Here is a 13,220-nt window from a genome sequence, read left to right as displayed (position 1 = left end):
GTGCATGAGGCAGTCGCACGCGATGTAGTTCGTACTTCGCCGCGAGCCCGGATGCTCGCCGTGCGGATGAGTGGCCGCGGGCCTGCGCCGCCGAGAACGACGTCCGCCCCTCGACCCACACGACGGCCTCGCCGTCGAGCACCGTTCCGGGCGGCAGCCCGGCCTGCCCGGCGACGGCGAGATCCATCCATGCGGACGTAGTGGTGCGTCCCGAGCGGGAGTGGCACCGGGTCGTGTCCTCGTCCCGCTGCATGATCAGCCGATGCACGTCCTCATTGAGGGGCCGAGAGAGCCGTCTCGGGCTGGAGACCAAACTCGAGTGCCGTGAGGATCCGGCCCTTCAGCGTTCCCGGCGTTGCCTGGCATGTCCGGCGAAGAGACACCTGGGCTGGTGCAGAGCTTGAGCATCTTCAGTTGGCACGACTGCTTAGGGGCGCGGCCCGGTGGGGCCGGGTGGGGCCCGGCCGGTACTGCATCATCACGAACCGCGCTTCGATTTCGGGAAGAGGCGTGGCTGCAGACACAATCACCCAGCCTGGGCCCTGTACGGCGTGGTTGACCTGGTAGACGGCTCCGTCGGGGTGCAGGGGGTGCAATGTTGCTGTGGCCAGGTAGATGGGGCCCGCGACCGGGTCGTGTCGGACGTCGCTCGCCAGGTTGACCAGTTCAGGGTCGGCTGGGCTGTTCGTGACGGCATGTCTGAGTGCCGGGCAGGCTCCTTGTGCCCAGTCTTCTGCCCAGTTCAGTAGCGTGCGCTGACGCGCCTCATGGTCGAGCAGTATCCATCGCATGATGTTGGACGGTGTCTGGCCGTCCCGAAAAAGGGTTTTGAATTCGGCGTTGTACGCGACGATGTTCCAGCGCTTGTCGGTGATGTAGGCCATCGATCCCGTGACGCCTTCGACGATTGTCCGCCAGACCGTGTGCATCGGCGTTCTCCCCCTTCAAATCATGCGCGCCTGACTGCTCTTGTGTCTTTCACCGTCGCGTTCGCCTGTTGGTCGACAAGCGATCACGGCTTGTAGTCAGCCTAGCCAGCACCGGAAGCTAAGCCTCCGCTGCTCCCCCGCTGACCCAACGTGTATCAGTCACCAAGGCGGCGGCAGGTCCGGTTCAGCCAGCCGCTTGTTCTCTGGCGAGGCAGGGGGAGAGGTACTCGACCAGCGCGCCGATGCTCAGGACTGTGGGGCGGGGTGCGTCCAGAAGGCTTTGGCGCGCTCGTCTGTGAGCGCCTCCCATTCGGCCAGGGAGGAGCAGGCCCGGGGCGAGCGTTGCAAATGAGCTACGGAGGCCTCGCGGAGCGATGCCCGGATTCGGGCGCGGATCTCTAACACAGGCGGATCAGCCTCGCTCGTGATCGTGTTGGTGTTTCCTCGGAGCCTGGTGCGCAGCTGCTCGACGGCAGCGAGAAATGTGTGGTTGGGCGTACAACCGGTGGGCTGGTGGGACCCAGGGGCAGGGTGCTCGGGCTCCGACTGCCGTTGTCGCGCCTGCCACCGCGAGAGCACGTAGGCGGCTGGCTGCCGTGGGCGCCAGGAGAGCCACCAGGAAGTGAGTTCGGCTGCAATCTCCTCGCGCGAGAGGCCAGCTGCCAGCCAGGGGCGCAGAGCGAAGGCCAGCCTGCGGAGACTCTCCGTCTGCGTCCAGGGCACACGGGGACGAATCCACGCGGCAACCGCCACGGCAGTTGCCGCTGCGCTGCTCGTTGTCCGCCGCCGGGGTGTACTTCTTTTCCCTCTCTCTACCTTGGCTTGAGGACATAGGGGGTTTCTCCCTAAGGAAGGGGTGTCACGCGGCCTTTGGCGCGACCGTGCTCGACTGAGGGCTTTGGCGATGGCCAGGTGCCGGCCGACCGGGGTGAAGCCGATAAGTCGTGCGTGGTAGCCGGTGCCGTGAATGCGGTGCCCCATCGCGGTGTCCCATTCAGGGGGCGCGGTGGCTGCGTAGATGGTGGCCGTGCCCGACCAGCCCGGCAGGTGCGGGGGGCGGGTGTTCTTGCGCGAGCCGTGGACCACCCAGACCAGCAGGCCGATGTCTCGCAGCACGGCGATGTGGCGGTCGACGGTCCGGCGGCTGATATGCAGACGCCCCGCCAGGGCGAGCCGCCCATAGGCGACGTGGCCATCAGCGTTCATACGCCGCGCGAGGTCGAGGGCGATACGGCGCGTGGTGTGGTTGGCGCTGGGCCAGCCACCGCAGTTGATGGCCCAGTCGACGGCGCGCAGGAAGTCGTGCCGGCGCAGCCGCCGGGAGCCTGTGGTGGCGAGTTCCTGCTCGGCGCGTCTGACGGTAGGTCGGTCCGTCGCGCTCGGACGGGACACGGAAGGAGTTGGCGCTGGTTTGGCCGATACCGGTCGGCCGTGGACCAGAGCGCGGACATGCTGCATCATGGAGGAAGCACGCCTCCTGGGCGTGCGGCGACCCCGCACCATGCGGAGTTGCGTTCGCTGGAGAACACGTTGCCGCCTGTGACGAGGCGGTGCTCTTCCCGATTCAGGACGGGACTTCGTTCGTCGAGCTCGACACTCGAGGAACGGTGAAGTGCGGTGCGGCGCGCAAGTGTCGGAGCTTGCGCGCCAGCACCCCTGCTGAGGGCGGCCTCAGCGATGGATCAGATCATTGCTTCCCTTCCTGCGGATCTGGACGCGACACTTAGTGCCCCATACCGGCGCCCCCGTCGACGGGGATGACGGCCCCGGTGATGTAGCCCGCCTGCGGGGACGTGAGGAAAGCGATGGTGGCCGCGATCTCGTCGGGCTGCGCCAGCCGCCCCAGGGGTATCTGGGTGACGAGGCGCTCGAGCTGCTCCTCAGATAGGTCGTCGGCCATCTGGGTCCGGGTGAGCCCGGGGGCGACCACATTGAAGGTGATGTTGCGAGGGCCGAGTTCGCGGGCCATGGAACGGGTGAACCCGATGAGCGCAGCCTTCGAAGCAGCGTAATTGGCCTGTCCTGCCTCGCCACGCAAGGCTACGGCAGAGGAAACCAGCACCACTCGCCCGGACTTGGCGCGCAGCATGGCCTTGCTGGCGCGCTTGACCGCGCGGAAAGCTCCAGTGAGGTTGGTGTTCAGGACCGCGGTGAAGTCGTCCTCGCTCATCCGCATAAGCAGCTGGTCCTTGTTGATGCCCGCGCAACACACCAGGACCTCGACGGGGCCGTGCTCTTCTTCCGCCCTCTTGAAGGCGGCGTCGACCTGGGCGGAGTCCGTGACGTCGCAGCGGATCGCGAGAAGGCCTGCTGGCGGCTCAGCGGTGCGATGCGTCACGGCCACTCGGTCGCCTGCTGCCTGCAGGGCCCGGGCAGCGGCGAGGCCGATACCGCGGCTGCCACCAGTGATGAGAACGGAACGGGACACGAAGAGAATCCTTTCTTAGCCCCTGTGGAGGCGAGGAGGAACTGAGAGAACGGTCAGCGTGGGAGTACTGGTGCCCCGCTGCGGGTCAGATGCCGGCTGATCGCACTGGCAGTGTCCATCACTGCCGAGGCGAAGCGGTCCCGCACCACGGTGCTGCGCAGATGCCGGTGTGAAACAAGGAGGCTGACGGAGCCCACCACGGTCGATCCCCGCCAGACCGGCGCCGCGACGATGTCCCGGCCGGTGACAGGAGAGGATCCCACGGCAAAGCCGTCCTCGCGGATGCGGTGGAGAGACGGTCGAGCCGCAGCGGAGTCCCCCAGGCAGGCCTGAATAACCCACCCCGACGCATCGGCCTCCAACGGCGCACGCCACAAGGCCTGCAGTGACGCACGGGGGACGGCACTTAGCTGCCCCGCCTGTGCCCCGAGTGCCTTTTCCACATGCACGCGCAGCGGCCTGCCAAAGAGAATCGCCGCGTACGCCAGTGCGATTTGACCGGTCCGTGACTGTAGTGTGATCAACTCAGTACGAACTGTAGGCGAGCTCAGCCCAGTTGGCGGGTCGTCGGCTACATCGGGGGGGAAGTCGGAGAGTAAATGCCGTGTCTCTACAAAGGCGTAGTGGCCACGCGGGCCCTGCCGTTCCACCGCGCCTTCACCAAGCAGCGCTTGCAGGTACCGGTGGGCTGTCGCCGGAGGCAAGCCGGCTCGCAGAGCAATGGCCGCCAGTGGATGTGTCCCGGGACCCAAATGACGCAGCGCCCGCAAGATGGCGAGCGTGCGCCCCACGGCGCCGCCTGCCCGCTCCGGCGGCATGACGGCAGCACGATGCAGCATCGCGAACTCCCCCTCGCGGTTGAGGACCGACGCGTCTCCCGTCGCGCGTGCAGATCCGAGCGGCCATTGTCACCACCCCCGTGTGGCAGTCACCAGGAACGCTTTTTTCCGTCCGCGGATTTTCAGGAAAACCCCGTTCCTGTAAATGGATACGTGCTGCCCGAAATATTCGCGGAAGGGGCGAAACGTGGACAATAAGGCAGCCCTACGCGAACTGCTGCAGTGGAAGCGGAAACAACTGGACCCCGCCGACCTGGGCTGGCCTCCACGAACCGGCCGGGGCCGTCGAGCTCCTGGACTGTCACAAGCTCAGGTCGCCCAGCTCCTCTACGTCTCAGAACGCACCTACGCCCAGCTCGAGCGCGGCGAAATGCCCTCCCCGGCAGATGAGTTCCTCGACCGCGTCGCCGACGTCCTGCGCTTAGAGGAACGCGAGCGCATAGCCCTCTACGTCTACGCCCTGGGCCACGAGCCACCCCACCCACAGGACCCACTGGCCGGCGCGACGGTGCCCGCCGCCTGGACAGAGGCCGTGCGCAGCGTCGTAGGCAACGCGAGCTACGTCAACGACATCGCCTGGAACGTTGTGGCCTACAACGACGAATTCGTCCGCATGTTTCCCCGCGCCGCACACGCCGAGCCCGCCATCCCCGACCGCAACCTCATGCGCTACATGCTGCTCAATGAAGCAGCGCGCGAGCACCACCTGGTGAACTGGGAAACCGACTGGGCCGTACCGCTCACCGCCCAACTACGCAACGCCGTAGCCCAGCATCCGGAGAACAGCGACCTTCAACGACTCGACGAAGAGGTCAGCGCAGACCCTGTGTCCGGCCCCATCTACCGGACCAATCACGTGGCCTACGTACACCCCAACGGCGACACCCGCCGCATGCGCTACCCCTGGGCCGGTCCCGCCCACGAGCCCGCTCACGTGACCCGCTGTTGCGACAACCACGCATGCTCCCAGGAAGGCGACGTCACCATGTGCGCCGCCATGCCGCTGGGTTCGCCCGGCGCCCGGTTCTTCGTGCTGGTCTTCAAGCCGGGGCCTCCGCGTCAGCCGACCGTCACCAGCACCGCGCCGAGATAGTACCCACGATAGGAGACCTGCGCCCTTCCGGACCCGCGAAGTGTTCCGCCAAGTCGAACAACGACGCGAATAATTCCACGAGGCGGAACCAGGAGCGGCGTCCCACACAAAAGTGTTGCGCCGCTGGCTCCAGGTGCCATTTGATCTACACACCTGCGGCGCCGAACCTCATAGGGGGTGTGCGCGCTCGGGAACCGAACGCGGTCGCCCCCGGCCGTTGTTCCGTCTGGTGCCGTCCGCACTCCCGTACGGGCGGCACCAGGCAACCCATCATTTTTCCGTGCAGCCCTGCGTCCGTCGGCCCTGGTGCGAAGCCACCAGCGGCGCGCACCGTGTGAGCGGCCGCGGTCTACCGATACGACCAGAGGGCCGCCTGGCCGGCGAGTTCAAGGACGGTCGGCGCCGCCGAGCCGCCACTGAGATGGCTGTACTCCACCGCGATCACGATCATAAGTCGCTCAGGCAACCCCAGATGAGGATAGAAATCCCGGCGGAACAGGTCGTCCATCGCCTTGTCAGCGGTCAGTCCGGCCTCATAACGCAGACGCACCTCGCGCTGCACCGTGCGGAGGTAGACCAGGTGCTCTTCGAGTCCGGCCTGATCTGTCGGCCGTCCGTGCCCGGGTATGACGACCCGCGGGTTGAGGCTCAGGACGAGTTCGCACGCGTTGATGACGTTTTGCAGGGGCCCCGCCCAGTGGGTGGGATGGTCGCCGTGGAAGAAGACGTCCCCGGTGCACACCACATCTCCGATGCGCGCCACCAGATCACCGACATGGTGTGCGGGGCCCACCTCGTGCAGCTCCACTTCCGTATCTCCTACGCGGAACATGTGCTGGCCGGAGAAGGTCAGGGTGGGCGCGGTAAGTCGCGCGGAGGAGAAGTCAAAGACACCGAAATGGTCACGCAGGTAGCGTCCCAGGGGAACATCGGCCGACGACTGATGCACCAATGCATGCATTTCCTGCGGTGTCGGCTCATGGTGAAGGTGGTCGTGTCCCGCACGCGTAGCGATGATCTCTGCATCCGGGAACAGATAGTTGCCGAAGGTGTGATCACCGTTCGCATGCGTATTGACCACCGTTCCCACGGTGCGGCTACCGAGCCGGGGCCGGGCCGCAGCAATCATCGCCTCCGTCATCGGCCCGTCGTAAGGGGTGTCAATCACCGCCGCATCAGGGCCGGAGATGACCCATAAACAGTTCGCATAACCCCAAAGGCCGGTGCCTTTGGGATCCCACAAGTAAAGTTTGTCGGTGCCGGGCACCGCAGTGAGCTGTGTAGGGAGAGCCATGGGCGCATTGTGACCGACCAGAGCACTTCGCTGTGTGTGGCGTCGAGCACATGCAGAACTCCAACAGCAGGGGTGTGCAGCCCTCTGCTGCGAGGCCTCACAGCGGTCCGGCGGCGTATGTGGTCCAGGTCGAACCAACCGCCAGCTGCCGAGCATGCTCGTGCGCCCTGTGGCCGCCGCGGGCTGTTGGGCCCCTCCGCATCAGCTGTGACCAACTCTTCCGAAGGGTTGCCGCTGCTCACGGCGTCTACCTTGGGTTTGCCAAACGAGCGGTTTTCCCAAGATTTTCGTAGGCGTTGATCAGCGCTGTAGTCAGTTGAGCAGGATGAGCCGGCGCGGGAGCGGGTGGCCGGCACGATCGTATCGATGACGCTTGAGGAGCTTTATCTTGCAGTTGACGCCCTCGGCGCGGCCGTTGTGGTGGGGCAGGGTGGGGCGGCGTCCACAGCAGCGCGATCACGCTCGAGCCCGGTGGCGAAGGAGCGCAGGAAGGGCAGGTCGGCAGCGCGGGGCCGGGTGATCCAGATGGTCAGCAGCTCGGTTGCCCAAGGACGCACGAGCAGACCGGCGAAGGTACGGATCCTGATCGGTCGGCACGGTTATCTCGGGACAGGCGTAGGCAAGCTGGTCGCGCAGCGCGCGCTGCCTGTCGTCGAAGCAGTCAGGGTGGCGGGTGAGCAGACCGGCGACCTTGCAGGGCAACAGAGCGGCGTGGTCGGCCTCGACGCGGCCCTGGCTGGTGTAACGGACGAGATTGGCGATGCTGGTGCAGCCCCGCTCGCGGGCGCGGTCGCGGAGATCCGTCCGAACTCCCCAACTGAGCGGGCCGCGATGAAGCCGGTCGCCGCGAAGCTGGGCACTGATGCCGCCGAGACGGTGCGGACGTGGGTCCGCAAGGTCGACACCGGCCGGCGGCTCGCTGTCACGTCCGAGGAGGCCGCGGAGATCAAGCGCGCAGATCAGCCGCGTCCACGCCGATAACTTCAGCGTCTACGGGATGCGGAAGGTCTGGCGGCAGCTGCACCGCGAAGACATACCGGCGGCCCGCCGCACGGTCGCCCGGCTGATGTGTGAACTCCGCTTACAGGGCGTCCGGCCGCGGCAGAACGATCCCCACCACCGTCCGGGATGAGGGGAACGAGCGGGCCGATGACCTGCTGCAACGCGACTTCGTCTACGTCGCGTTCGTCGTGGGCACCTACTCGACCCCTCATTGACAGTCACCACGCTTGCGATCAAAAGAAGACGAATTCTGAAAATAGTGGTTCAGCGACTACTTCTTGGGGCTGGTTTTTGTGCGGAATGCTCGCTGTAGCAGGATGCGAAAGCAGGAAACGACGCCGCCGGGCCCAAGGGTGAATAAGGCTACAGCGAACAGGCCAGAATTGCTTGCATACCCGTAGGCTATCGTCGCCGCGCTGATCCCGGCGTGACCATACGGAAGCAGTACCCCGATCCGGCCTTCACGGGTACTGATGATTGGAATAGTGATCCACAGGAAAAGCGCACCCAGGTAGAGGAACGGGATAAGTATCAGCGCCATCGGGCTCCCTTCGCCTCCCTCGCTGGCGGGGTGGGGCCACTGAGGTGACCCCACCCCGCCAACGCCCTCACATGAGGACTAGTAGCTGTGGTGACTAGCTACTGTACTCAGGATCCGGCGCGGTGCTGGGCCAGGAGCAGAAGTGGCCGCTGGGATTGGTGCCGGTACTGTCTTCGACGCCGATGTTCCACGGGTTTCCGCTGTGCCCAGATCCCGCGTCACAACTGCCATAAGGGAGCCCATGGCCGGTGAAGTCGAAGATGGCGCTAAACGGCACAAAGTCCCCTCGATAGAGAGGGTTTGCGCTTGAGGTGTAGTTTCCGGCTTGATCGATTGCTTTGTCGTCCAGGTACAGGTACTGGTTCGGCATGTGGCTCGACCGCAGGATCGGATCGCCGTCGTAAGCGCGAACCTTCCCATCCGCGCAGAGCTTGAAGCTCAGTTCCTGCCAAATCGGCGGGGCGTTGTTCATCAGCGAACCAAGCTTGCCCGGCTTGAAGAAGGCGTTGTAGATCTCACCGACCAAGTCGGCAACCTTGTCGTCGACCACGGGCGAGTTTGCGACTTCATTCTTCCACCGGGTCGCAGAATCAGTCACCTTCTGGACGCCAAGCATGGGCCGGTACCCGATCGACCCCCCGGACGTGTTAAGGGCCCTCACGCAGGTGCCGTTCTCAACCACACTGGGCTTGAGCCCCATGGCTGCATAGGCACGACCCGGCAGCACTCCCGTGCTGTTGGTGTCCGTGGTGGTGTCCCTGCCATTGTGCTCGTTGAGATCCCGAGCGGTGTAGTTCAGGTCCGGCGGTGCAATCTTGTAGTCATCCTTGATGGCCGCGAAAGTGTCCGTTACGAACTTCGGCAGGTGGGTATCGGCTGTGCGATCGTCGTACTCGACAAACTCGCTGCCTTCCACCACCTTTCCATCATCTGCTTTGACGAAAGAGACAGTCGCCTTGTTGCGGATTTTGTAGGAACTGTCGTCGCGATCGAATTGGGCAGGCTTGCTGTCACTAGTCGGCCGATCAGCTACCGGGTTTGAATAGTGCAGCCACCCCGCCATGCTCTTGCCATCGGGATGATTGACTGGATCCGTTCCAGCCTCCTCAATGGACTTTTTCCACTTAACCATCGCGGCGCCTGTCTTGGGCATGACGCAGCCCGGAGCCGGTAGGTCGAGACAGCCCGGCAGGGCCGTCACTGCACCGGATGTCTTCATGGCCCAGTCGTATATATGCTGCCGGTCCTTGAAGGGTGTGTCGAGAGGCAACATGCTCTCTTTGTCGGCATCGAGGTTCTGATCCTCGTCGAAGAAGCCCACCGCCTGCACAGTGCGCTCTACGTATGTGCCTTTAATGGGCACGACCGCGACAGCGTCGAAGGCAATATCCTGGTCTCCTGTGCCGTCCGGCGTTGTGGTGCTCAGCGTGACCTCGGGGGCGGCGTCGAACATGAAGGAGCCAAGTGTCGCCCAACGGTTCCCGTCTCCGGGCTGAGAAAGCACCCGATTTCGTATACCCTTTGCGGTCTTGATCTTGTACTTGGCCTTCTTGGTGTGCGCTCCATGGTCCGGGAGGTGAACCATGATTTTGGCTGGACCGTTAACCGCTTTGCCTAGCTTCCACAGCGCAGTGGCCTCGAGCCGCTGTCCCTTGGTGTCGTTCTGTCGAGTGTGTCCAAAGTAGAAGTGCCCGCCAAAGCCCGCGCCAAGTTGATGGAGGTCGACCTTGGCCGGCCAGACTTCACCGATGGTGCCGCCTGGCTCGACTCCGGCTTCGGCTTCGCCGAAGTCCATGGTGAAGCTGCCCTGATTGGTCCAGCCGCCGTTGACGCAGTTGGGTCTCACCGACGGGGTACCGGCGGGAAGATCGTCGATGATCATCGCGTTGGAGGGGAGGCCGGCTGTTGTGCAGTTCGGAGGGTAGGCGGTGCCGTCAGCTTCCTCAGGGTAAGTGTCATCGAACCGCATGAACTCGTTGCCGCAGTAGGTCTTGCATTCCTCCTTCCACCGGACCGACTGGTGCCACCAGCACTTGAACTTGTTCTCACCGGTCGTCAAAAGGCAGGGGCCGCTGCCGGTCTCGTTCTCGGACCCGTCACCTATCTTCGAGGGATCGCAGTTGTTGTAGGGGCCGCAGAAGAGGTCCTCGGGCGGTTTGGATTTGGCCCGGTAGTACTTGGCGCTGCCCTTGACGGTTGCATCGCCCTCTGTACCGTTCCACCAGGCTCCCCGGAAGGCGGGGACGAGCTTGCCCGGAGACTCCAGGAACGAGGGCGGGTGCGCGGCGAATCCGAGAACCTTCTCCGGGTAGGGCCAGTCCTGCGGGTGTGCGGCGTCGGAGGCTTCCTCGTTGCCCAGGCGGTCCTCCATGAAGGGAGACCGGCCAGCGTCCCATTCTGGATTTGCGGGGTTATTGGTCCAACCCAACCCCCAGGGCTCGTTACCGTTGGTGTTGGCGTGGAAGCCTGAGTTGTAGGCCCACAGGGCGAAGAACCAGTTCTCCAGCTGCTTGGGGTCGCCGTCGTGCACCTCAATGCCGGCTTGCTTGATCTTGTTCCACTTGTCCACCAGGATCTGCAGGCCCGCTGCGATATTGGCGGTGTAGTCGAGGGCGACCGCCCGCTGCTTCTGATACTCCCAGGCAGCTCCGCCGTGGTCCTTGTCGTCACCTCGTCCGGCTAAACGCATGTGGTCGGTGACCTGTGTGATGCCGTATCCACAGTCAGCGTCGCGGAAGTTGACATCCCAGTCATTGGCGCTCTCCCCGTCATACAGGTCGATGCCGTAGTAGTTGCCGATAAGCGGGCTCCCTGTGACCCCGGGCACGGAGCTGCGGGCTGCCTGCCACATGTTGGACTCTTGAGTCGCCACGCCGAGGAGTATCTGAGCGGGAACACGTCCGCCCCCGGTCAAGGTGGGGTTGGGGAAGAGGGACTGAGGCTGGTAGGCCGGCATCCCAAGGCTCTTCCAGTTGGCGGGACGCGAGATGTGCTTGTTCAGCTTGCCGTTGACGGCCTGGTCCACAGCCCACTCAACCTGGCGGGGCTTGGGCTGCAGCGCCTGATTGCGTGGGTCGTTGCGCGGGACCGAGCACACCCGGTTGGACTCCACGATCTCCGTACGGCTGCTCGCAGTCCCTGCCGATGGTGCTATGCGCTTCTGCGTGCCTTCACCGCGCGAGCCGCCGGAAAGGGCGGGGGAAGGGGACTGGCTCCGGTGCCATTTCGCCGCCTTGTCTGCTAGGGGCCGCACTGTGAACCGGAGCCGGCTTCCTGTCCCGACCACAGCCGCTGCGACCTTCACCCACCGTGGGTCTGATCCCTTATTTGGGTGAAGGGAACGCGGTGACGACTTTGCATCTGCCCACTGAGGCCTCTCTACCAGAAGGCCGGCACGAGTTGAGATCGTGACGTCCTTCTCGGTACTGGCCAACAGGTGCACATGCGAGGGCATGGCAGCGGATACTTGAGGCCGGCCGGTAAGGTAGACGTCGCCACCCGTACGGGTCAGCCCAGTCTGAGTGACCGGACCCGTCCCGAGGACGGATACCTTCTTGTTGCTGGTGACCCGCTTGATGCGGTTTGTAGCCTCGTGGCCCTTGCCGGCGGATTTCCTGTCCAGGAAGACAATTCCACCATCGGCATCCGGGGTCAACCGGTACGGCACTCTGTCAGTTCTCGCCAGGACTTCTTTGTTTCCCTCCCCGTCGATGCTCACGACTCGGGCGCCACTTGCCGCGGCGATGCCACCTGTAGTCGGAATGGCGGAAGTGACCTGACCTTGAGTGACGACTGCCCGACGGACCTTGCCGGAAGCGGCATCGATCGTGACCAGACGCGTGGCCGTCTTGTCCTCTCCGGGAGACTGCGTCAGCACCGCCGTCTCTCCTGAACCGCAGCCCGGATTGTAGTACGACAGGGAGACTGTCAGATCAAGCTTGTTCACCTGACCGCTTTCGAGGTTCACGACTGCGGCAAAACCGCCGCGGGCCATGAGACGAGACTTATTGGTGAACGTGCGCGGCGCGTACACCACGACGGCATGTTTGCCTGACCCGGTGACGCATGCGTTGCCGATCCAGGCATCTGCTTCAAAGCCTGGTTCAAACATGGTGGATGACGTCTTCCACGCGTAACCGTCCCTCTTACGCGCGGTTAGCAGGTGGAACCCACGGCCATCCCCGGTGGTGGTCCACGCCACATCGCCAGACTTGTTCCAGTCTTTCCCCAGGACCTCGGTGCGTTTGCTGGGCGGAATAACGTTGAGGTCAACCTTGTGTTCTACGCGTGGCGTAGGAGTGGATAGCTCCTTTTCTTCAGCCGTGGCTGCGGTTTGCAGTAGACCAGCCAATACCGCCCCGGCCGCCAAAGCGGCAACAGTGGCTGTGGATCTTCGACGTAAGAGCAACGTGTCCCCTTACAGGTAGAAGGAGCCATGCCTGGGCTGGCATGGCAGGACGCCCCACCGAGCGGGAAAAGGTACAGCCCGGACCAATATGGGAGAGCCATCAATACGAGAAGGTGTTGATGACTTCGGGAACAGCGGGTGTCGACCCTCTTTCCGCCGCCATCGACGCCGACAGAAACGCGCAGGGCGATTCAGTAAAGTCGGGTTGCGGCAACAGTTACGAATTCGATCGGAAGGGGCTCCAATTCATAACCGTTGCCCTCGCCCACGCCGAACACAGCACACACTGGTGCTTTCCGCTGTAGGAAAGGTGGAGGGTATCGACAGGCGCAGGAGATCCTCCAGGTGGTGCATTTAGGATGCCTCTTCAGCCATGGACGCAGATATCCAGATGAGCTAGGCTTCGGCAGCGGCCCCGGGGAGTCCAGGGCCAGTTGACCGAAGCGCAGCCGGCTAAATCGGGCGGGCTGACCACACGGATCAGTCGCGCCCTACAGGTTCCTGGAGTGCCTACGAAGCACATAAATTCTTGGGGTAGCTCCACAGGCAGGGACTTAGATAACGTTGCCTCGTGGTGACACAGCTAATGCACGAGCTCAGCTTGAAGGTCATCCAGCGGTTGTCGATGGGCAACCTCAGCGTGATCGCTCAGGGCAGAACTTAGCTGGGCATAATGCTCAGTTGAG

Annotated in this window: 10 protein-coding genes; 3 read left to right on the top strand and 7 right to left on the bottom strand. The window is 64.0% G+C overall.

The features are described 5' to 3' along the window. Positions 1–410: 410 nt before the first annotated feature. The 4 genes from ACI2L3_RS32115 to ACI2L3_RS32100 all read right to left on the bottom strand — a co-directional run bounded on the left by ACI2L3_RS32115 (position 411) and on the right by ACI2L3_RS32100 (position 4,175). Positions 411–929 (bottom strand): hypothetical protein, encoded by a 519-nt coding sequence (locus ACI2L3_RS32115; RefSeq protein ID WP_404755913.1) that lies wholly within the window; start codon positions 927–929, stop codon positions 411–413. A gap of 246 nt (positions 930–1,175) precedes the next feature. Continuing rightward, on the bottom strand, positions 1,176–2,390 hold the full coding sequence (locus ACI2L3_RS32110) for a hypothetical protein (RefSeq protein WP_404755912.1): 1,215 nt from the start codon (positions 2,388–2,390) through the stop codon (positions 1,176–1,178). Positions 2,391–2,652: 262 nt separating this feature from the next. Further along, complete coding sequence (gene fabG / locus ACI2L3_RS32105; RefSeq protein ID WP_404755911.1) at positions 2,653–3,357, bottom strand: 3-oxoacyl-ACP reductase FabG; 705 nt, start codon at positions 3,355–3,357, stop codon at positions 2,653–2,655. 53 nt (positions 3,358–3,410) lie between these two features. Further along, positions 3,411–4,175 (bottom strand): helix-turn-helix domain-containing protein, encoded by a 765-nt coding sequence (locus tag ACI2L3_RS32100; protein ID WP_404756021.1) that lies wholly within the window; start codon positions 4,173–4,175, stop codon positions 3,411–3,413. A 208-nt stretch (positions 4,176–4,383) separates the two neighbouring features. Between ACI2L3_RS32100 and ACI2L3_RS32095 the strand changes: the two genes are divergently transcribed. After that, positions 4,384–5,289: a helix-turn-helix domain-containing protein gene (locus ACI2L3_RS32095; RefSeq protein WP_404755910.1), complete on the top strand. Its 906-nt coding sequence runs from the start codon at positions 4,384–4,386 to the stop codon at positions 5,287–5,289. A 349-nt stretch (positions 5,290–5,638) separates the two neighbouring features. Here the strand turns inward: ACI2L3_RS32095 and ACI2L3_RS32090 are convergent, their stop codons facing one another. Continuing rightward, positions 5,639–6,583, bottom strand: a complete 945-nt coding sequence (locus tag ACI2L3_RS32090; protein WP_404755909.1) for an MBL fold metallo-hydrolase — start codon at positions 6,581–6,583, stop codon at positions 5,639–5,641. 366 nt (positions 6,584–6,949) lie between these two features. Between ACI2L3_RS32090 and ACI2L3_RS32085 the strand changes: the two genes are divergently transcribed. Next, positions 6,950–7,564, top strand: coding sequence for a hypothetical protein (locus tag ACI2L3_RS32085; protein WP_404756025.1), 615 nt, complete (start codon positions 6,950–6,952; stop codon positions 7,562–7,564). Continuing rightward, positions 7,446–7,715: an IS3 family transposase gene (locus ACI2L3_RS32080; RefSeq protein WP_404755908.1), complete on the top strand. Its 270-nt coding sequence runs from the start codon at positions 7,446–7,448 to the stop codon at positions 7,713–7,715. The genes ACI2L3_RS32085 and ACI2L3_RS32080 overlap by 119 nt, the downstream gene beginning before the upstream one ends. 141 nt (positions 7,716–7,856) lie before the next feature. Here ACI2L3_RS32080 and ACI2L3_RS32075 read toward each other — a convergent pair whose 3' ends face one another. Together ACI2L3_RS32075 and ACI2L3_RS32070 are read right to left on the bottom strand one after the other, a co-directional pair. Further along, positions 7,857–8,126, bottom strand: a complete 270-nt coding sequence (locus ACI2L3_RS32075; RefSeq protein WP_404755907.1) for a hypothetical protein — start codon at positions 8,124–8,126, stop codon at positions 7,857–7,859. A 94-nt stretch (positions 8,127–8,220) separates the two neighbouring features. Further along, complete coding sequence (locus tag ACI2L3_RS32070) at positions 8,221–12,495, bottom strand: hypothetical protein (RefSeq protein ID WP_404755906.1); 4,275 nt, start codon at positions 12,493–12,495, stop codon at positions 8,221–8,223. Between the last annotated feature and the right edge of the window lie 725 nt (positions 12,496–13,220).

The organism is Streptomyces sp. NPDC029674, from assembly GCF_044903205.1.
Lineage (GTDB): Bacteria > Actinomycetota > Actinomycetes > Streptomycetales > Streptomycetaceae > Streptomyces.
This window is presented reverse-complemented; position numbering and strand designations above follow the sequence as displayed.